General features: G+C 59.0%; 17 protein-coding genes. 12 read left to right on the top strand and 5 right to left on the bottom strand.

Features of this window, described 5'->3' with window-relative positions:
- Window positions 1-183 precede the first annotated feature (183 nt).
- The 12 genes from tssI (at window position 184) to BZG29_RS11115 (ending at window position 13,355) form a co-directional block, all read left to right on the top strand.
- On the top strand, window positions 184-3,348 hold the full coding sequence (gene tssI, locus BZG29_RS11165; RefSeq protein ID WP_077402350.1) for a type VI secretion system Vgr family protein: 3,165 nt from the start codon (window positions 184-186) through the stop codon (window positions 3,346-3,348).
- Window positions 3,345-5,096: a hypothetical protein gene (locus BZG29_RS11160; RefSeq protein ID WP_077402346.1), complete on the top strand. Its 1,752-nt coding sequence runs from the start codon at window positions 3,345-3,347 to the stop codon at window positions 5,094-5,096. Before tssI ends, BZG29_RS11160 begins: the two co-directional genes overlap by 4 nt.
- A 1-nt stretch (window position 5,097) precedes the next feature.
- On the top strand, window positions 5,098-6,123 hold the full coding sequence (locus BZG29_RS11155; RefSeq protein WP_077402342.1) for a PoNe immunity protein domain-containing protein: 1,026 nt from the start codon (window positions 5,098-5,100) through the stop codon (window positions 6,121-6,123).
- A gap of 101 nt (window positions 6,124-6,224) precedes the next feature.
- Complete coding sequence (locus tag BZG29_RS11150; RefSeq protein WP_216350363.1) at window positions 6,225-6,383, top strand: hypothetical protein; 159 nt, start codon at window positions 6,225-6,227, stop codon at window positions 6,381-6,383.
- Between the two features lie 137 nt (window positions 6,384-6,520).
- Window positions 6,521-7,546 carry a PoNe immunity protein domain-containing protein gene (locus BZG29_RS28655; protein WP_150130868.1) on the top strand — a complete coding sequence of 342 codons (1,026 nt, stop codon included), beginning with the start codon at window positions 6,521-6,523 and terminating at the stop codon, window positions 7,544-7,546.
- Between the two features lie 63 nt (window positions 7,547-7,609).
- Entirely contained in the window at window positions 7,610-7,768 is a 159-nt protein-coding gene (locus BZG29_RS28105) for a hypothetical protein (protein WP_171984980.1), read from the top strand.
- A 19-nt stretch (window positions 7,769-7,787) separates the two neighbouring features.
- Window positions 7,788-8,228, top strand: coding sequence for a VRR-NUC domain-containing protein (locus BZG29_RS11140; protein ID WP_253192853.1), 441 nt, complete (start codon window positions 7,788-7,790; stop codon window positions 8,226-8,228).
- Window positions 8,225-9,478, top strand: coding sequence for a type VI immunity family protein (locus BZG29_RS11135; protein ID WP_216350362.1), 1,254 nt, complete (start codon window positions 8,225-8,227; stop codon window positions 9,476-9,478). The genes BZG29_RS11140 and BZG29_RS11135 overlap by 4 nt, the downstream gene beginning before the upstream one ends.
- A 137-nt stretch (window positions 9,479-9,615) precedes the next feature.
- Window positions 9,616-10,497 carry a PoNe immunity protein domain-containing protein gene (locus tag BZG29_RS28650; RefSeq protein ID WP_150130867.1) on the top strand — a complete coding sequence of 294 codons (882 nt, stop codon included), beginning with the start codon at window positions 9,616-9,618 and terminating at the stop codon, window positions 10,495-10,497.
- 1 nt (window position 10,498) lies between these two features.
- Complete coding sequence (locus BZG29_RS11125; protein ID WP_077402330.1) at window positions 10,499-11,416, top strand: PoNe immunity protein domain-containing protein; 918 nt, start codon at window positions 10,499-10,501, stop codon at window positions 11,414-11,416.
- A 2-nt stretch (window positions 11,417-11,418) separates the two neighbouring features.
- Window positions 11,419-12,255 carry a PoNe immunity protein domain-containing protein gene (locus tag BZG29_RS11120; RefSeq protein WP_077402327.1) on the top strand — a complete coding sequence of 279 codons (837 nt, stop codon included), beginning with the start codon at window positions 11,419-11,421 and terminating at the stop codon, window positions 12,253-12,255.
- Complete coding sequence (locus BZG29_RS11115; RefSeq protein ID WP_077402324.1) at window positions 12,252-13,355, top strand: hypothetical protein; 1,104 nt, start codon at window positions 12,252-12,254, stop codon at window positions 13,353-13,355. The genes BZG29_RS11120 and BZG29_RS11115 overlap by 4 nt, the downstream gene beginning before the upstream one ends.
- Window positions 13,356-13,373: 18 nt before the next feature.
- Here the strand turns inward: BZG29_RS11115 and BZG29_RS11110 are convergent, their stop codons facing one another.
- Genes BZG29_RS11110 through BZG29_RS11090 form a run of 5 tightly spaced genes read right to left on the bottom strand, consistent with a single transcriptional unit; the run spans window position 13,374 to window position 20,305 of the window.
- Window positions 13,374-15,017: a DUF2235 domain-containing protein gene (locus BZG29_RS11110; protein WP_077402321.1), complete on the bottom strand. Its 1,644-nt coding sequence runs from the start codon at window positions 15,015-15,017 to the stop codon at window positions 13,374-13,376.
- Window positions 15,018-15,020: 3 nt separating this feature from the next.
- Window positions 15,021-15,683, bottom strand: coding sequence for a DUF3304 domain-containing protein (locus BZG29_RS11105; RefSeq protein WP_077402318.1), 663 nt, complete (start codon window positions 15,681-15,683; stop codon window positions 15,021-15,023).
- A gap of 13 nt (window positions 15,684-15,696) precedes the next feature.
- A complete protein-coding gene (locus BZG29_RS11100) occupies window positions 15,697-16,617 on the bottom strand; it encodes a DUF4123 domain-containing protein (RefSeq protein WP_171984979.1) in 921 nt (306 codons plus the stop codon).
- A 2-nt stretch (window positions 16,618-16,619) separates the two neighbouring features.
- A complete protein-coding gene (locus tag BZG29_RS11095; protein ID WP_077402312.1) occupies window positions 16,620-19,505 on the bottom strand; it encodes a type VI secretion system Vgr family protein in 2,886 nt (961 codons plus the stop codon).
- Complete coding sequence (locus BZG29_RS11090) at window positions 19,502-20,305, bottom strand: hypothetical protein (RefSeq protein ID WP_150130865.1); 804 nt, start codon at window positions 20,303-20,305, stop codon at window positions 19,502-19,504. Before BZG29_RS11090 ends, BZG29_RS11095 begins: the two co-directional genes overlap by 4 nt.
- Between the last annotated feature and the right edge of the window lie 2 nt (window positions 20,306-20,307).

The raw sequence follows: 20,307 nt of genomic DNA, 5'->3' as shown, positions 1-20,307 counted from the left end.
TGGCAAGATCCGCACTCTAGCAGAAGGGGAAAAAACGGCCCGCACGGCCCGCGCATGACAGGGGCTGCCGCACGATTCAATTGAATCGCGCTTGTTAAATCACTATTTCTAAGGTGTAATCTTATAAGCAAATCATTGAATTAATTGCAAGTACCCACATTTCGCCACACGGAGTTCCAAGCAATGTCCGAATTGGTCCAAGCAAGCGCGTCGCCGTCATCTGCTGCGTCACCCGTCGCCAACGGCTTCAGCCAGGCCACGCGCCTGCTGAAGCTGAGCACGCCCCTGGGCCCGGACAAGCTGCTGGCCGAATGCGTGCGCGGCGAGGAAGGCCTGGGACTGGGCTATGTCTTCCACATCGCCGCCCTGTCGCTCGACGCGGCCATTGCCCTCAAGTCGCTGATCGGCCAGCCCATCCTGCTGGAATTGCGCACGGCCGCAGGCACCGAGGACTGGCGCCCGTTCCATGGCCACATCACCGCCGTCGAACTGGCGGGCGCGAACGGCGGCTTTGCCCGTTACAACCTGACCATGCAGCCGTGGACGGCCTTCCTGGCCCACGGCCGCGACAGCCGCGTCTTCCAGGACCTGGCGGTGCCGGACATTCTCGAAGTCATTTTCGCCCGCTACCAGGGCCAGGGCATGCTGGCGCCCGCCTGGCGCTTCGATCTGCTCGACCGCGCGGCCTATCCGAAACGCAGCATCTGCAGCCAGTACCAGGAAAGCGACTGGACCTTTGCGGAACGGCTGATGAGCGAGGAAGGGCTGTTTTATTATGCCGAACACACGGGCGATGCGGGCAGCGCCAGCCTGGGCAGCCATACCCTCATCATCGCCGACCACAACGGCAGCTTCAAGCCCAACGTCCAATCCAGCATCGCCTACAGCCAGCCAGGCGCCGTCATGCCGCAAGACACGATGGACCGCTGGCGCATGCAGCTGCGCCAGCAAACCAACGGCATCGAACTGTCCAGCTGGGACTACCGCGCGCTGGGCCAGCGCCCCATCAGCGCCGCTGGCGCCAGTGACGGGACGATGGCGCTGGTCAGCCGCGACACGCCAGGCGCCTATGCCTACCCGTCGCGCGAGCACGGGCAACGGCTTGCCGAGCGCCAGTTGCAGGCGCTGACGGCGGCCAGGGAAGTGTTTACCGGCGCAGGCACCGTACGCACCCTGGCGCCCGGCACCACCTTCACCCTGAGCGGCCAGGCGCAAACGGACGCGGCGGGCGATGGCGACGCAGCGACCTTCCTCGTCACCCGCACGGTGCACCTGATGCATAACAACCTCGATGCGGAGCTGGGCGGCGGACTGCTGCAGCGCTTCGACCAGGGCTTGCTCGACGCGCTGATCGGCGACGAAGCGGCCGGCAGCCTGCATGCCGTCGGCGACACCATCGGCGAACGCCCGCCCTACCGCAACCGCATCGACGCCATCCGCAGCAAAATCCCCTATCGCAGCAGCTATGCCGACGACCACGGCCAGCTGCTGCATCCGCGCCCCAGCATCATGGGCCAGCAGACGGCCATCGTCGTCGGCCCGGCCGGCGTCCAGCTGCATACGGACCGCGACCACCGCATCAAGGTGCAATTCCACTGGCAGCGGGGAGCGCAAAGCCATAGCCGGCTGGCGCATCCGGCGGCCGACGGCCACACGGGCGCGCCCGGCGACGATAGCGCCAGCACTTGGGTCAGGGTCGCCACGCCGCTGGCCCCCGTCGCCGGCGCCAACTGGGGCAGCAACGCCCTGCCCCGCGTGGGCCAGGAAGTGCTCGTCGATTTCTTGGAAGGCAATATCGACCGCCCCGTCGTCATCGGCACGCTGTACAACGGCCGCGGCCAGGCCGACGCGCAAAACAACCAGGTCAGCCAGGGCACGGGCGCGGCGACGGGCAACGCGCCGGCGTGGTTTCCCGGCCAAGCCGGCGCCCACGCCCACCCGGCGGCCTTGTCGGGCATCAAGACGCAAGCCATGCAGGCCAGCCAGGGCGGCGGCGGCGCCTACAGCCAGCTGGTGTTCGACGACAGCCCGGGCCAGGGGCGCGTCGCCTTGCAGCGCCACGCGGGCCCTCACCAGGGCACAGCCGAACTGAACCTGGGCCATTTGCGGCACCAGAGCGATAACCAGCGGCTGGCGCCGGCAGGCTTTGGCGCCGAGCTGAAAACGGAACACAGCGCCGCCCTGCGCGCGGGAGCGGGCATGCTGCTGTCGGCGCATGGCCGCGATGCCAGCGGCAGCCAGATGGATGCGCAGGAAGCGCTGGAACAGCTCAGGCAAAGCTTGCAACTGCAGACCTCGCTGGCTGAGCAGGCGCAGAAACATTTCGCGCTCGAAATGCCCAGCCCGGCCACAGCCGGTGCGGCCGCGCCAGCTTCCGCTGCCACGCCGGACCAGGCGGAGACGCCTTCGCCAGCCGCCCAGCTCCCCGCCCTCGCCCAGATGCAGCACAGCATCGAGGTCCTGGGCGCGACGGCCGAGGGCGCTGCCGCTGCGGGCCAGGGCCAGCAGGCGGCGGGCGGCGAAGGCCAGGCCAGCGCGTATGGCGACCCGCAGCTGCAATTGTCCAGTCCGTCCGGCATCGCCGCCACCACGCCGGCCAACGCCGTGCTGGTCGCTGGCGGCAATGGCAATCTGGCGGCGGGCGCGGATCTCAACTTTGCGGCGCAAGGCAACAGCCTGTACGCGCTGGGCAAGGGCATCAGTCTGTTCACCTACGGCAAGGCCAGCAGCAAGGACAAGCCCAACCAGGAAACCGGCATCCGCCTGCATGCGGCCAGCGGCAAGGTCAGCAGTCAAAGCCAGTCCGATGCGACACGGCTGACGGCGGACAAGGCCATCACCGTCAGCAGCACCGCCAAGAGTGTCACGGCGGCGGCCAAGCAGCACATCCTGATGACGGCCCAAGGCGCGTACATCCGCCTCGAAGGCGGCAACATCATGCTGCATGGACCGGGCAAGATCGATTTCAACGCCAGCATGAAGGAATTGACGGGGCCGGCGAGCAGCCAGCTCACCTTGCCGGCGATGCCGAATGCGGCCGACCTGGGCCGGGCAGTCGAGCTGAACCTGCATTATGGCGATCTCGAGCCTGTCATTAACTCCCCTTACAAAATCACGTTCGCCAATGGCACTTCCCTCAGTGGATTGCTCAACGACAAGGGCCATGCCCGCCTCGAAAACATTCCTCCCGGCGCATACCACATTGAATATGGCGAGGACCAGCGCGACTGGGTGGCGCCGCCATTGGTAGCGGAACCCCGTCTGCAGCAAGCGAGGCAGCAGCTGAAACAGGCATCCGCATTGCTGGAAGCGGCCAGGAAAACCAGTAAACCGGATCCCCAACCATGAGCCAGAATTTTGTCGATGAGATTGTAGAGTTTTTCAAGGACCTGATCTTGGGCGACTTCGAGGATGACCAGGGCAAGGCCGCCATGATCGTCGGCGGCGCCATTTCCCTGATCCCCGTGGTTGACCAGGTGATGGACGTGCGCGATGTCTCGGGCATGATCTACCGGGTCGGCAGGAAAGGCGTGTCGCGCGCGACCCGCGATGACTGGGTCGACATGGCGCTGGCGGCATTCGGCTGCATTCCGGAAGTTGGCAGCCTGTTCAAGACCATCATCAAGCCTTTGCGCAAGTACCGCAAGGAGGTTGGCGCGGCGGCCGCTGGCGGCAATGTCATGATCGAAGCCATGCTGGGCAAGAGCAAGGGCGCCGCGATCAAATTCCTGAAAACCTTCCAGTGGGCGCAAAACACCCAGCTAGCAATCAGCACGGCCATGAGCGCGCTGGACAACTGCGTGCAATTGCTCGGCTACCTGTCGACCAGCCATTGGTGGCTGCCGTCGGACTTGCAGCACTTGGCGCGCGACATGAAGCCGCAAGTCGAGGCGGTGCGCGGTCCGCTCAAAGCCGGCATTGCGCAGGGCGCCAAGGCGCTGCAGGAATTGATCGAAGACATGCTGGGTGAAGACGCCTTGTGGGCTGCAAAAAAAATCGCCGTCGCAGCCGGCACCGGCGCCAATACGGCAGCCAGGCACAATCACAAGCCAGGCAACGCGCATCCGCACAGTGCCAACGCCCAGTTCAAGTCGCCCACGACAAGCTCAGATAAAAAGTCCAAGGGCGTGGATGCCAAAGCAAAAAACAAAGAACGGGACTCGCCGGGCAAGGGCAAGGAACACAAACCCGTGGACGACTCGCACCGCCAGAGCAGCGACGGCGGCACCGCGCCGGTGAAGAATACGTCGCGACCGATTCGCGAATTGCTGTCTGAAATCAAATTTGGGCCGCGGGGACTGGTCGGTGAGCACATGGCAGACTATTACCATATGGATCATGTGCTCAAGAAGGCAGGCGCTTGGCCGCACGGCAACATCCATGGCAAATGGCGCAGCGAATATCCACGCATTGTCGGCCCCGACAGCAAACACAAGCGCCCCACGGAGTTGGTGCCGGAAGACCTCGCCAAGGTGACGCTGTCTGGGGTCGATACGATCTGGCAGACGGATGGCCCTACTTTCCACTTCATCGAAGCGAAATTCAGCGAGAGCGTATACAGCCTGCATGCGCGCCTGAAAAGAAATACGGCAAAAGGTACCATTCCGCCACCACCCGCATCGTCCAACGACAGACAGCTAATGTTATGGACCTTGCTAGGGGAACCCAAAAAAGGGACTCAGATGGGCAAAGACTGGATACGCAACAGTACTAAGTCGAGTGCCATGCAGACAAGCAGCAATATGAAAAACCGCTGGGTGTATCTGATGCTGGGCACCACTGCAGTCTCGAATCCTTTCGTCACACCAGCGCACCCACAACACAAACTCAAGCTGCTCGCAGCACCAGGAATTCTCGACCATTTTGAAGCGACGCTGGAGCTACTCGCATCGGGTGATCATTACAATATCAAGTTACACGACAAGCATCGCCAAACGCATGGCATCACGGATACCTTCACGTATCTTGAAATTGACGATACCGAAGACAACCGCAAACGCATGAAGATAGTGGCATCAGAAAATTCAGCCGGCCGGCCAGAAGCAAAAAACAACTCCGGCAAACCGCCCTCAAGTCAAAAAAATAAGCAAAGATAAGATGAATACTCCTCCATTCCATCAGCGCCGGCGGCAACAGTTTCTTTACGAGCAACTGTATGAAAAAACACGGGAAAATCAACTTTCCTTGATCCGGGGAGGAGAAGAAAACAGAAAGGATGCATACTCGATAGGCGAAAGCTCCTCCGTTCATCATTTCCTGTATCTGGAATTACTCTGGATATGGATGCTTGACTACACGGCAGGCATTGCCCTCGATCAACTGGCGCCTCGAATCGCCGACATCGTGGACAAATTTGAAGAATGGAACGAAGTGGATCAAAAGTATCAACAGGAATGTGCACTGAAGCTGCCTGAATATGGTCCATATAAATATTCGGGGGCGCCCGATTTCTCGACACTTTCCGACTACGAAGACACGCTGCAACTGCTGAGCATTGCCATTTTGGCGCGCGATCAGCGTTCGGTCCAACGTATCATTCACGTACTTCGTAGCCATCGCGGTCAAGATGGCCTGTTCGAGCAATTGATCAGTGCTTATGTCGACAACGTCGTCGAGCGCGATACCTGTGTACTTGGCGCCCCTTATGACACCTTGCTACGTGTGTTTTATGAAGAAGATGAGACGGCCACACTCACCTTGCTCAAGCAATATTTACAACAGTGGTATCCGGCAATGAAGGATCATCCACGCTGGTATGACGAGCACCTTAGAATCAGCGAAGAGGGCTACACCGGCTACTATGGCTATTGGGCATTTGAAGCCGGAGCTGCAGTCTTTATTCTCGATCTGGACGACAGCGCTATCGATCATCTGGTCTACCCTAAAGACTTGGTCAATTATGGCCGCAAGTTACGCGCGGAACACCGTTACACAAGCATGGATACTGACTTAATAAATAAGGCCGGTCGTGTTGAGGGCGGCCAGCCCTGCCCGCAAACCGGCTTCTGGGAAACCCCAGCAAAGCTACACAGCCGCAGTCACTTTGCGCAAGGTCAAGTGATGCCTGTTTTTGATGATGCGGCATACGGTGAAACCATCTGGCATTGGAGTGAAGAACAATAGCCAATTTTCCATCTCGCACAGCCAGCGACTGGCCCAGCGCCGAGCTGCGTCAGCGCCCAAATAACGGCGGCCCGGATGTCGCCACGCCAGCGCAGGAAGCTTTGGAATTGCGCGCCTACGCCGGCGAGGCCTGCCCACAGACCGGTCAGTGGCAAGCGCTCGATATTCCGCCGCAAACCCGGCGATTTGAACAGGGGGAGATCATGAGCAATCTGGATTCTGCCTATGGCTTGACGGTGTGGCGCGTCCTGAACGCATGAGGAAACAGCGACTGTACTGATGTTCGAGACCATCAACCTGATGCTCGACCGGGAAAGGCAATCATGCATTGCGGTTCCAGCTCGCGCATACCTTCTTTGACAAAAATACAATTTACCCAAGAAAAAAGCACGTAGACATGGAAGATTTATCCTTTCATCACCGACGCAGACAGCAACTTCTCTATGAAGAACTTTACAATAAAACGCGATTGAATCAATTGTCGCTAATTGGAGGAGGAATTGAAAATAGAGAAATTACTAAGACGATGCAACAAAATGCTGCGATTCATCAATTCTTGTATTTGGAAAAACTCTGGATCTGGATGCTCGACTATACGGCAGGCGAATCAATCAATGCGCTAGCGCCGCGCATCGCAGGCATCGTCGATAAATTTGAAAAATGGAATGCGGTCGATCAACTCTATCAACAGGAAACGGCAATTGAGCTTCCGGAGTTTGGGCCGTACGAATATGAGGGAGCACCGGAGTTTTCCGTCCTTTCCGACTATCAGGACACACTACAACTACTCAGCATTGCCATCTTGCTGCCCGATCATCATTCGGTTAAACGCATCATTTACATGCTACGCAGCCACCGTGGCCGTGATGGCCTGTTCGAACAATTGATTGACGGGTATGTGGAGGATGGGCAAGCGCTTGGCACCGGTATCCTCGGCAAGCCCTATGACACCCTGCTGCAAGCGTTCTATGAGAAAGATGAGAAGGCCACGCTCGACCTGCTCCAAAAATACCTGAAACAGTGGTATCCAGCCATGAAAGATCATCCCCGCTGGTACGACGGGCATCTGAGAATCCGCGACGAAGGCTACGCGCCCTATTACGGTTACTGGGCATTTGAAGCGGGTGCGACGGTTTTTCTACTTGACCTGGACGACAGCCAGATCGACCATCTGGTCTATCCCAAGGACTTGGTTGACTACGCGCGCCAGCTACGGAAAGAAGGCCGCTATACCAGCCTGGCTGCAGAACCGCTGATACACAAAGGGCGTGTCGAGGGCGGCCAGTCCTGCCCGCAAACTGGCTTCTGGGAAACCCCGGCAAAATTACACAGCCGCAGCCACTTCGTGCAAGGCCAAGTAATGCCTGTTTTTGACGATGCGGCATACGGCGAAACAATCTGGCATTGGAGTGAAAAACAATAGCCAATTCCCACCTCGCACAGCCAGCGACTGGCCAAGCGCCGAGCTGCATCAGGCCACGAGCCTTTGGAATTGCGCGCCTGCGCCGGCGAGGCCTCCCCGCAGGCCGGTCAATGGCAAGCGCTCGATATTCCGCCGCCAACCCGCAGATTTGAACAAGGCAAGATCATGAGCAATCTGGATTCTGCCTATGGCTTGACGGTGTGGCGCTTCCTGAAAGCATGAAGAAACAGCGACTGTACTGATGTTCGAGACCATCGACCTGATGCTCGACTGGACAAGCCCGTTAAAAGCCGAGCCGAACTACAGTCGCGCAACCCAGAAGGCATATTTGGGCACGCCGCCCACGCGCCCGCAGCGGCTCAGTGACGTCTTTCCATTCTGGCCCCGCCCACGTGGCAGTCTGGCGCCCGACCTGGTGATTCCGGAATACCGGCAAATGCCATGGGAAATCGACAATGTATTCGCGGCGGTGGAGATCAAGTTTCCGAATGATTGGGTGAAGGATGCACAGATGAAAGACTATGTGAAACTTATGACGCCCAAGAGCGGAAACACAAGGAAAAAAATCGGCCAGGAACGAGTCGCATTGCTGCGTGTACCGGAAGACTGCATAGGCGTCGCAGCGAAGGAACCTAAAGAGAAAAAGCACGAACAGGAAACCAGATTAAGGAATAGACGATGAGCACAACGGAACGTTTTTTTACTGCCGAAGATGTAGAGGGAATGGTTGCTGACCTCAAAGAATGGCTAAACATGTCCTGTGACGATGGTAATCAAGATCTGGCGGTGTCTCCTTTCATAACATTTTACTTCTTGTATGATACTAAACGCCATCTTGACATATCCAATCTCATGATTGATATCCATGAAGAATTTTATAAAATCACAGGAAATCCATATATTATCGCAACACATCCGAGTTCTGAGAGACCGCACCCTTACGGATCGAAACGTTTACCTGATCTGCGTGAGTTTGCAAAAAAAACAAAAAAAGAAGACTATTTCATTTTCAAATTTACCGATCAGAAAAAACATAACTCGTCTCCTTCTACTGCTGGATATTTCTGGAAAATGCGGGATCATATGAACGATAATTCAGAACCATCAAACAGAGATTACTCATTCATTCAATTCTACTATCGCTGGTCATGGTGGAAGGATAACAAGAATGCATGGCGGCAGTTTGTTCTGGAAACCATGGAAAAACTAAAACCTGATCAGGTTTACAGCGGCTTTTCGATGGCCAATCCGATTGCTTTCGGCACCCGCTCGGAAGTGACCGTGTGGGAACGCTCTCTGGCACCTCGATTTTTTGGTTTGGACATTGATTATCCTTTTTCCATGAGCGGCTCGCTGGCAGACGGCATCCGCCCGCCAACCTGGGGCTTCCTGCTATCGGATACGTGGCGCGAAAAATTGGATCTCAGCCGCGAGCAGGTAAAAATCAATTTGCACCATCCGCAAATCCGGATCGACGAACTCAATACCGGCCTGTGGATCGAACTGGGCGAGGAGCCATCGCTCTACCCGGTTGAAGAGGGCGTCCCTGAATTGCCGGCGCTGCTCAACAAACTGCTCAGGCCAATCCGCGACGACCACATGGCGCTGCTGGGCTTTGGCCAATGGGATGGCGACCCCAACGAACGCTTCAATGACGCCGACTCGCTGCGCTGGATGCGGCGCTTCGACGCCGACAGCGACTGGCCCAGCACCGAACTGCGTCAGGGCCAAAATAACGGCGGTAAGGATGCCACCGCGCCAGCGCAGGAGGCTTTGGAATTGCGCGCCTACTCCGGCGAGGCATGCCCACAGACCGGTCAGTGGCAAGCGCTCGATATTCCGCCGCAAACCCGGCGATTTGAACAGGGGGAGATCATGAGCAATCTGGATTCTGCCTATGGCTTGACGGTGTGGCGCGTCCTGAACGCATGAGGAAACAGCGACTGTACTGATGTTCGAGACCATCAACCTGATGCTCGACCGGGAAAGGCAATCATGCATTGCGGTTCCAGCTCGCGCATACCTTCTTTGACAAAAATACAATTTACCCAAGAAAAAAGCACGTAGACATGGAAGATTTATCCTTTCATCACCGACGCAGACAGCAACTTCTCTATGAAGAACTTTACAATAAAACGCGATTGAATCAATTGTCGCTAATTGGAGGAGGAATTGAAAATAGAGAAATTACTAAGACGATGCAACAAAATGCTGCGATTCATCAATTCTTGTATTTGGAAAAACTCTGGATCTGGATGCTCGACTATACGGCAGGCGAATCAATCAATGCGCTAGCGCCGCGCATCGCAGGCATCGTCGATAAATTTGAAAAATGGAATGCGGTCGATCAACTCTATCAACAGGAAACGGCAATTGAGCTTCCGGAGTTTGGGCCGTACGAATATGAGGGAGCACCGGAGTTTTCCGTCCTTTCCGACTATCAGGACACACTACAACTACTCAGCATTGCCATCTTGCTGCCCGATCATCATTCGGTTAAACGCATCATTTACATGCTACGCAGCCACCGTGGCCGTGATGGCCTGTTCGAACAATTGATTGACGGGTATGTGGAGGATGGGCAAGCGCTTGGCACCGGTATCCTCGGCAAGCCCTATGACACCCTGCTGCAAGCGTTCTATGAGAAAGATGAGAAGGCCACGCTCGACCTGCTCCAAAAATATCTGAAACAGTGGTATCCAGCCATGAAAGATCATCCCCGCTGGTACGACGGGCATCTGAGAATCCGCGACGAAGGCCACGCTCCCTATTACGGTTACTGGGCCTTTGAAGCGGGTGCGACCGTCTTTATGCTCGACCTGGACGACAGCCAGATCGACCATCTCGTCTACCCCAAAGACCTGGTCGATTATGCGCGACAGTTATGGAAAGAAGGCCGCCACACCAGCCTGGAAATGAAACCATCGGCCAAACGAGAACCCGGCGAATAGAATGAAAAATCCACCATTTGATGATCGTCGTCGCCAACAATTCCTTTGTCAGGACCTATATGAGAAAACCCTGGAGAATTCACGCGCCCTGCTACAAGTTCAGCTGAAAAACAAGGAATCAGCTGAATTCGCTGACGACATCAGTTTGGCGCACCATTTCTTATATCTTGAAAATTTCTGGATCTGGATGCTCGATTACACCGCTGGCGTGCCAATCGAGAAACTTGCGCCACGGCTGTCAGATATCGTGGACAGGTTTTCGGAATGGAACGAAGCCGATCAGTATCGACAAGAGGAAATCTTGTCGCAATATCCCGAATATGGCCCATACCGATACAGGGCAGCGCCGAATTTCGGCGACCTGTCCGAGTATGAAGATACGCTGCAATTATTAAGTGTCGCCATATTATTGCGCGATCAGCGCTCGGTCATGCGCATCATCCGCATATTTCGCAGTCACCGAGGACAAGACGGCCTGTTTGAACAGCTGATTGGCGCGTATGTGGACGATGAAATGACCCTCGATACCTGCATACTGGGCCAGCCCTACGACACGTTGCTAAAGACGGTATATGAAAACAATGAGGATACGGCACAAACTCTCATCAAAAAATATTTGAAGCAGTGGTACCCTGCCATGAAGGATCATCCACGCTGGTACAACGGCCATCTGCGCATTAGCGACGAAGGCTACGCTCCCTATTACGGCTACTGGTCATTTGAAGCGGGTGCAATGGCCTTTGTGTTTGACCTCGATGACAGCGGTATCGATCATTTCGCCTATCCGACAGATCTAGTTGCGTATGGACGTGCACTGCGCGCGGAAAACCGTTATACCAGCATATATATGAATGAGGCGGGCGATGTCGGACATGTCGAAGGCAAACAGCCCTGCCGTGACACGGATTTTCGGGAGTAAAGATGCAGACTCTGGACGAGCACACTTTTTTGGCCAGGCGCAGGGAACCGCTGCTGTCCTACGCGATTTACCTTGAAAGCAAAGACAGCCAGGACGAGTGCTTCGACATGGTGGAGGCAGGCTTGCAACAGCCTGCCGAAGTACTGCAAAATATCCCGCCAGAAAATTTCATGACAGCCACGCGCCAGCGGGCCTGGGAAGGCATCGACCTGCTCAGCCTGGCCTACAGCGCCGGCCATGCGACAGCCGATCTGCGCGCGCTGTATCCCACGGTACTCGAATACTGGGAAGAGTTTGCCAGCTATGACAGGGCTTTTGATGTGCAGGCCAGCGCTGCGGAACAGGGATTTCCCCACTTCGCCTTGCCTGGTGACGGCTACGAGCAGGTCAACCGGATGATCTGCCTTGGCATTCTCCTCGGTTGGGGCAGTTTGCTGCCCCGCCTGGCGCCAGTCATCGATTTCAACAACCACGAAAAAGATGGGCTGGTCGAACGCCTGCTGGCATTTTCCATCGATAACAGGGATACCGCCTGGCCGGAATGTACCCGCCACTTGCCCTACGTCAAGACGCTCAAGATATTTGCGGCAGAAAAAAACCAGCGCCCGGCGCTGATGCAGGATTACCTGAGGCAATGGTATGACGCCAGCCGCCGCGAACCCTACTATGACAGCCACGCGCGCGACACGTCCTTTTCAGGCTACTGGTCATGGGAAGCGGCGGCCATCACCTGCCTGCTCGATATCGACGACAGCAGCTACCGCGATGCCAAATTCTATCCCGCCGACCTGGTGGCATTCCACCGTCAGCCACCCTGTATGCGATTGGAGCCAGCATGAGCCACAAACCCGCCTTGATCGCAGCCTGCATCATCTTCGCGATGTCCACGCTGTCGCACGCCGCAGACTCGCCCTTTCCGGGGATTTATTCCGTCATCGATCCCGTCACGGGCATGACGCAGGATGTGCTGAAAATCGAACCGTTCATCAACGGCGAATTCAACGTCTTTCCCCGCTTCGCAGGGGAACGGGCGTGGGCTGGCGTGCTCTCTGGAAAGGTGATGGGCGCCAGGGATCGCTATCTGGAGGAAGCACTATTTCCGCAGGACAGCAAGGTGCACACCCTGTCCATTGCAGACATCGGCTACCTGTACCGCACGCCCGGCGACAGTTATTCGCGCGACGGCCGTTCGGATACTGGCTACCTGAGTCATATCTTTGCCATCGGCATCCAGTCCGTGCAGCGCCGGCCGCTGCTGGCAGGCCATGCCGAACGCGGCGAGCGCGGCCAGCACGATTACCGGGCCGGGGCCGATGAGGCAAAGATAGCGGTCAGCACCCTGAACTACAGCGCCCGCGCCATCCAGGTCGGCGTCAGCGATGCCGGCAATCCGGCCAATGCCGTCGATACCGATCCCCTGAACCCTTACATGAGCAGTGCCGCCAATTGCTGTTTCTACCTGCCGGCCACGCCGCACAAGCCGGTGCAGCTGACCATCGAGTACCGCTGGTTGCCTGACGGCAAGCCGGAAACGCGCACGCTGCCGCTGCCGGCCGGCAATGCCACCGAGGAGTTGCTGGTCGTCGTGCAAGCCGATGGCAAGCTGGCGCTGGAATTTCGCGCCCCGTACGAATCGCAGTCGATGACGGCGGATGGCAGTGTCGGGGCCGGCAACGGCAGGCTGTATCCGGCCCTGCCCGCTGCCGAGCGCAAGGCCGTGCTGGCCGCGGAACTGGCGCGCCAGCAGCGTTCTCTCAAAGACCTCAGCAAGAAACTGGAAAAACTGCCCCCGACGACACCATTGCAGCTCACGCAGCGGGTGGCGGAACTGGTCGAAGAGCGGCAGGCCGCCGTGACGTATCTGCAAGCGTTTTCCGCATGCAAAGCGGCTGCGCGCGAGTGCGACAAGCAAGCCAGGGCGGCGGCCCGCGCCAGATAGCAGCTAGGCCCGTTTCTGCTAGGCTATCGCCGTGTCGCCACCTGTCGACGCTTCTTTCGGCACCAGCATCGCCTCTTTTACGCCGCCCGATGCCGGTTTTGAACCCTCATATCGCCAGTACAGATATTTCTTGCCTCGTTTCCCCATGAAATACTGCCGGTTTCGGGACCAGCGACTGGCTTCAACAAAGCCGATACTGGCGTCACTCATCTGATTCTTGAATCCCGCAACAGAATCATGCACATAACGATCGAAGAATTTGTCAAACAAGGCCCGCTCGGCAACCGGCATCGACTTTCGGAGCTTGCCTTTCCAGGCATCGTAGATCGCGTCCTCCAGCGGTTCCGTGGCACTGCGAAAAAAGCCTGTCTTTTTTTCTGCGATATTCTGCACGTCGCGTTCCCATTCGCTGTCCGTCGTGGTCATGTATTTATCAGGCGTGGCATACATGACGGACTGCCCTTTTGCGATGATGGCTTCGCGTTCCTTGCGCGCCGCGCGCTGGCGTTCCGTGCGTCCCCAGCGCCAATGATAGTAATTGTTCATGTGGCTGATGACTTGCGTCTCGAGCCGCTTGTCCGCGCTGACGTGCTTCATGTAAGCGTCGAAGCATGCCTCCAATTCGCTGCTGATGTTAAACAGCGAGCCATAATCCTGAAGAACCTCTTCGGGAGACTTGAACGGCACCCCGGCGGCATATGCCGACAGATACATATTGCACAGCGGAATGCGCGCCAGTTCGTTTGACCGTCCTTCCTGATTCATGTCGTCATAACCGCCGCCCACGTCGGAGTGGGCCCCGGGATAAAGGGTTTCCCGACAGTTCGAGTCAGTGGCCTGGTCGATTCGGATAGAGTCTGATGGAAATTTCTCGCGCACTTCATGCGCTGCGACATAATGCTCGCAAAAGCGCACATACGGTGGAATACGCAGATCGGAGGCCCATTCCGCATGGCCGCCCTCGTCTGCCAGATACATCACGCCGCCCCAGACAGGTCCCAGGTGATATTTGAGATTCGACTCAAGGCGGCTACCGCCAAACCCCACCGAGGCCACGGTATCAAAAATACCAAGGAAGTAAATCACCAGACGCGGCTGAATAAATCCGCCACTTTTGATCCAGATCAATCCATCTCCCTGCTGATAACACTGTCCAGCCAACTGACGCACAAAGGCCCGCGCCTGGGCCGCCCCCCGACTGAAACCAAACACGGCAACATTGATTTGATTTACATGCGGCATGTGTTTGTCCACCCGCACCTTCAACTCCTTCAGCATCCAGCTGATGCGGGCCTGCCCTTTTGCAGCCGATGCCATGCCGAGCGCCCCATCGATTCCATCACCGCTGTCCTGAATCTCCGGAAACGGCGTGCCGACCCCTGGCGTATATATCGCGTAGGTTTTGTTTTTTTCATCGTCGGCCGTATGCGCAAATTTTCCCAGTTTCGCAATATTGCTGTACTTTACATTCGACGAAGCCAGCGAACCATTTCCATCTTTTTTGAAATTATTTCCAGTTCCGTCAAAAAAACAACTGATCCAGACGGGCTTTCGGCAATCCGACTCCTTCGCACATTTCTCCAATTCCTTGCGATAGATTCCTCGGGCAAGCCTTTCACTCTTCGTGACGTCGCTAAGCCGGCGTATCGTTGGTTTACTCATGGTCTATTCCCTATGCGGTGTGCGAGGTATGCCATAAAAGGGATTCTCGATTTCCTGCTTGCAGAACTGGCCTTGGGGAAGGCGCGTGGCATGCAGTTTCACTTGCTCGGCAGAAAGTGGCGCCTGCGTCTTGAAGGTTCCCAGATGTGCCTGAACTGTCCCATCGGCAAGAAAGTGCAAGAACACGGTGGTTGGGCGATCTGGCCCTTTGGCGGGCAGGATGTCCACAGTGGCCTGACACCAGCGGCTTCCGGGAGAACTCAGCCTGGAAGTGCGTTCGTCATAGTCAACACTCGATTTTCCATTGTGGTAGGCAGTATCGAACACCACACTCCAGACCACCCGCACTCTCAGCGGTTTATCCACGGGACTGTCCCAGATAAAACAGCAATTTCCGCTACTGAAACGGACTTTTTCACCATTGTCCATTTCAGCCTCGCTGGCGTCGCGAAAAAAAATGGAACCGCCGCTGGGAGCTTCATCGATCTTGAATGGCAGTGAAATACCCTTGAAGGTGATGGAGTAAATATCGTACGGCGTGTAGTTATATGAGGTGGTAGTGAAAGTTTTCTCGCTTAATTCCTGTTGCAAGCGATTTTCCTTTTCCTTGGAATTGCAAGCGGCCAAAATAAATAGGCACAATACGATAGAGGTCAGTTTTTTCATGTCGGGATCGCATTCATATGCTGGAAGCGGAAATTTCTTCGAGTGCAGCCCATTGCTGGGGAGTCCAGGCCAATATCCGGTCGCTGAATGACTGCGCCGTTCCCGTCGCCTGCAAAGCGACGGCGGCGATTGGGGACAGGTGAAAATCGGCGCCCAGCATGAGCGACAACATGCAGTAGCTTTTCAAGTCTGTGGGCGAACTGAGTCCATATACCTGTGCCCTGCCCAGCTGTTGAAGGAAAAAGTCGTAGCGCTGATCCGGAGGTAAACCATCTAGCGCCTGCGGATCATCGTTCTCCATTTGCTTCATCAGCATGTACGGCGCTGTTCTATTCATCAGCTCGACATATTGATGTTGTGTCAAAAGCATTCGTTCACTTCCAAGGGGCGCAGGCGCCTCATCCTTCTCGCCAGGTACAATTTGTGGCACCCCACGCACGTCCATGTACAACCAGCCCGTGATTTCTGCGAGTGCAGCCTTGCGCTGCGCCGTTTCCAGTACGTCCAGCCAGTGCGGCAGGATAAGCGGATCGTAGTAGCGCATGATCCACTCGCTACCGTCATCGTGCTCCACCTCGGTCAGCCAAGTCAGCCGTTCCAGCAATTGCGGCAGGGGCCGGTCAGAAACAATCAGCGACATGAAATGGGCGCTGCCGGCAGTGCAAAGCAATTGGGCGAGCAAGGGACATTGCTCGCGCTTGATATGCCGCAACAATATCGGGCCGGCGTAGAGGGCGTCTGGCTCGGCCAATTCACCTAACAAGGAATACAACTCAACGCTGTGATCGCTTGGCAAGCGGATACGGGCCAAACCATCGAACTTGGCGCCATCAATCAAGCTGTAGAGGATCACGTCCTGGTCGACAAGATGGCTATCGAGCAACGCAAGCAACTGCAAGCCGCAGGCGGGAGCCCCGCCATCGTCGTCGTGCATGCTTATTCCCCCTTCGCGGCAAAGGGCGAGCCGCTCCTGGCCGCATTTAACAGACATTCCTTGCAAATACTGCGAGGCATGACCGGCAGTGGGTAGCTTGCACGGGATGGCCCCGTAAAACTCTTCTTGCCGGCATGCACCGTGATTTTGCCCGGACACTGCACGGTGATATTGCCGCCCTCGATCGTGATATTCGCCCCGCCCGCCGTCGACAAACGGATGCTTTTCGCCGCCGCCCAGTCGATATGCGCGGCGGCGCTGACGATGTTGACTTCCTCGCGCGCCTGCACGTTGAGCACGTCGGCCTGCGCCTGCAGGTCGATGGCTTGCTTGGCGGCGATCAGTTGCAGGCCGATATTGTTCTCGCCCGCCTTGACGACGCCGGCCAGGGCGCCGATGGCTTGCCCGCTGTGCACGCGCAGCTGGCCGCCGCCGACGAACTGGGTGTCCTGGCCGCTCATCAGGGAGGTGGTTTCGCCATTCGCCAGCTGGATATCCTGGCCCGCCAGCACGCCCAGGCCGGCGCGGGCGGCGATGGCGATGATGGCGTCGCTGCTGTGCGGCAACTTGTCGTCGCCGGGGCTGGTCGGCTTGCCCGCCGCGTCGCGCCTGGCGGCGGCCGTATCGTCCTGGCTCAGCATGCCGGAGACGCTCGTCAGAAACGCCGGCAAGGGCGCCGCCTTCTCGTCGAGCACGCTGGCATTCGCCTTGGCTGGCCCCAGGTGGCTGGCATACGCGACCGTCTTGTGCGTGACGGCGGCGGCGCTGAAGGTTGCACCCAGCTTGGCGGCCTGCTTGAGCAAGACCATGCCCGGCGCATTGTCGCCGGCCGGATCGCGCGCCTGCGCGTCGTGGTTGACGAGGTAGCTGGAAATCAGCAGCCCGGCGCCGGCCCGCACGGCGCCGTAAGCGTCGGTGCGCAGCTCGGCGCCCGTGCCGCGCAGGCTGCCTCGGTAATTGTCGGCCGCATGGATCAGGTGGCCAAGATTGAGTTCGCTTGCCGCATGGCTGCTCTTGAGCTGGATGCGCCCCTGCTGGTCGGTATCGTCGAACAGCAACTGGTTGTAGCCGGCGGCGCCGAATTCCTTGCTGCGGACACCCCATTGCGCCGCACCGTTGCGGTGGCCGGCGCTGCCGCCGGCCGCGCCATGCCAGAGCGGGCTGTTGCCGCCGGCCACGTTGCCCTGCGCCGACGGCGCATGGTCGCGCGCCGGCTCGAAGACGCTGGCATCGGACGGTTGCTCGGCCAGACCGCCCGGCGTGGGCGCGACGCCGCCCTCGCCCTGCCCGTTGTACAGGGCGCCGACGATGATGGGGCGGTCGATATCGTTTTCCAGGAATTGCACCAGCACTTCCTGGCCGATGCGCGGCAGGAACTGGCTGCCCATGCCGCCGCCGGCCGAGCGCTGCGCCACGCGTACCCAGCAGGTGGCGCCGCCCTCCTGCTGCCAGTGAAAACGGATGCGCACCCGGCCCAGCCTGTCGCACTGGATCTCGCTGCCACCGCTGGCACTGGCGCCGCCGTCGGCGCCGACGACGATGGCGCTCTGGCTGCCGCGGGCCGTCGGTGTAGGATGGTGGCGCGCGTCGCCGCCCTCTGGTGCCGGGCGCCAAGGCGTATCGGCCGCGATCGCCTCAATATGGTTGGCATAGCCGCTCTCGACCGCCTGGGCGATCACTTGCTGGACATACGCGATATCGCGCGGCACCAGCGCCTGGCCAGCCAGGCCTTCCTGCAGCAATTCGGGTAGGGGACCGAACAGTTCAGCCAGGCCCTGCCTGGCGGGCGCCGGCAAGTTATTCACGCCCACGCTGTACACGCGCAGCACGACCAGCGCCGGCGCGTCGGCGCCGTCCTGCTGCAACGGTCCCTGCGTCAGGGTAAACCGCGTGCCGGCACGCAAGGTGCGCACCGTCGAACGCGCCTGCCAGCGCTCGCCGCGCGCTTCGATCGCCTGCATCCGCAGCAAGGCATAGCGTTCGGCCTGGGCCGCACTGGCATAGAAATACTGGCCCGGCGTATCATAGCTTTCCAGCGCGGGCGCGTTTTTCCCGCCCGGCGCCAAGCGCGTCGGCACGCTGGCGCTGACGGCTTTCTTGGCCTTGTAATCGTAGCTGAGCACGGTTGCCACCGCCGTGCGCAAGGCGCGTGCCCGGCTGAGCGCCTGGATGGAATCGGCCTGTTCCATGGCCTGCGCGCCCTGAAAACGGATGCCGCCGCCTTGCGCGCTGCTGGCGTCTTCCGGCACCGCGCTCAAGGCACTGCTGTCGGCGAACAGTACCAGGCAGTGGCCGCCCTCGTGTTCTTCGAAGCGCCAGGCCAGGCCTTCTTCGCCCAGCAGGCGCGTGACGAAGGCCAGGTCCGACTCGCGGTACTGGCAGCAATAGCTGCGCGGCGGCGCCTCGGCCATGAACGGCCCCGTGTCGCCGCTCCAACGCCAGTCGGCTTGCGGCGCGTAGGCCTGAAACACGCTGTCGACGATTTCGATGACGCTCTTGTCTTGCCAGACGCGGCTGTTGCGTACCTGGCTCAACAGCCATAGCCACGGCGTCAGGCGCAGCCGAAAACGGGCCAGTCCGCCGTCGCTGCCCAGCATCGCCGCTTCGCTGACATAGCCGCTGAAGACAGCGCGGCTGCCGTCGGCCAGGCTGGCGTGCAGCGCGGCCCGCTTGCCCAGCAGGGGCGCCAGCGCCACATTCGCCTGCGTGGACAGCACGATGACGTCGCGCACGCCCACGGCCTGCAACTGCTCGTCGGCGACAAACGCTTCCACCAGCCACTGCGCCGTCCCGCCGTCGCCGTCGTCCAGCGACAGCTCATACAGCCGCGTCACGCTGCTGAAACCAGCGAGGGAAGCGTTGACCTGAGCGGCGCTGGCGGCACTCATTTCTCGCCTTTCGCAGCAACTTTCTCCGCCTTGCATTGCGCATTCTCGGCATGGCCCTGGCAGGCGCGCGCGCGGCACGCCACGGCGGCGTCGCGCTTGAGCGCCGCGCATTGCTGCAACTGGGTCCGCAGATTGGGAACGGTTTTCTTCGGCGCCGGCGCGGCCTGCGCGTGGGCCAGCAGGGCCGACAGCAGGGCGATATCGCTGTCTTCCGCGCGACGGACGGGCGTGGCCGCAGGCCCTTTCGCCGGCGGTTTTTTGGCTGCCGGACGGGGCGCCTTGGCCACCTGTTTCGAGACGGGTTTCGAGGCGGCGGGCGGTGGCGACGGCGTTTCCAGCGCCTTGCTCAGGACATCGCCGGGGTGTGCGGCACTCGCGTTCCGGGCAGCGGCTGTGGCGGCTGTGGCGGCCGCGCCGGCATCGAGCATCTCGCTCAGGCTCTGCTGCGGTGCGGCGGCGCCGGGCGGCGCCTCGTCACGGATGCTGGCGACGGCCGGCGGCGCTTCCACGGCGGCGGGCGCGGCGGTGGCGACGGGCAGGGAAACCGGCGGCGCCGGCGCATCGTCGTCGCCAACCCGTTCTCCGCGCTGGCCCAGCCAGACGCCCGCTGCCAATAACAGCAGCAGCGCACCCACGCCTCCGCGCAGGGCCAGGCTGCCGCGCCTGGCCTTCGCGGACGCGCCGGCATTGCCACCCTCGAGCGTGCTCAGGATGCGGTTACGGTCGGCCTCCGCCTGCTGCGCCTGCGTCAACAGGCTGGGCCGGGCCGGGAGCCGGGGGCTATCGTCATGAGTTCGCAAAA

Origin of the sequence: Janthinobacterium sp. LM6 (assembly GCF_002002885.1) — a bacterium.
GTDB lineage: Bacteria > Pseudomonadota > Gammaproteobacteria > Burkholderiales > Burkholderiaceae_D > Janthinobacterium > Janthinobacterium kumbetense.
The sequence above is the reverse complement of the archived record's forward strand: the minus strand, read 5'-3'. Positions and strand labels throughout refer to the sequence as shown.